Here is a 441-nt window from a genome sequence, read left to right as displayed (position 1 = left end):
CCACGATCGGCACCCGGGTCATCAGCGACAGTCCCAGCGTAGTCACCCCCATGCCGATGGACAGCGCCCAGATCCACGAGGCGATCTGGGCATCGCTCAGATGCGCCGCCTGCCCGGCCTGGATCATCAGCACCAGCGAGCTGGTGTAGCCGGTGAGCATGGCGATCARCCCGGCCACCGTCGTGGAAAGGGAGAGGTCGGACAGCTTGAGGGGGGCGGCGGCAGTCATGGTCGATGCGAAGGGGCGGACGGCCGACATCTTCGCATGGATGGGGGCGGCGGGGGCGCCAACGCGGCCCCCACGCGGCTCCCCGCCCGGGCTGGCAGGGAGGCCCTTAGTCGGCCACCTTGTCGCTCGGGAACTTGAACGAATCGCGCAGCAGGTAGCTCATCGGAATGTCCAGCGTGATGCCGTTGGGCGGGATCGGGCTAAGGAACCAC

At 68.2% G+C, this 441-nt stretch carries 1 protein-coding gene; it reads right to left on the bottom strand.

Features of this window, described 5'->3' with window-relative positions; translation table 11 throughout:
* The coding region (locus tag AB4Z35_RS30595) for a benzoate/H(+) symporter BenE family transporter (RefSeq protein ID WP_442101243.1) at window positions 1-229 on the bottom strand (229 nt) is incomplete at its 3' end.
* Between the last annotated feature and the right edge of the window lie 212 nt (window positions 230-441).

Source organism: Pseudomonas sp. KB_15 (assembly GCF_052114525.1).
In the GTDB taxonomy this organism is placed as follows: domain Bacteria; phylum Pseudomonadota; class Gammaproteobacteria; order Pseudomonadales; family Pseudomonadaceae; genus Aquipseudomonas.
The sequence above is the reverse complement of the archived record's forward strand: the minus strand, read 5'-3'. Positions and strand labels throughout refer to the sequence as shown.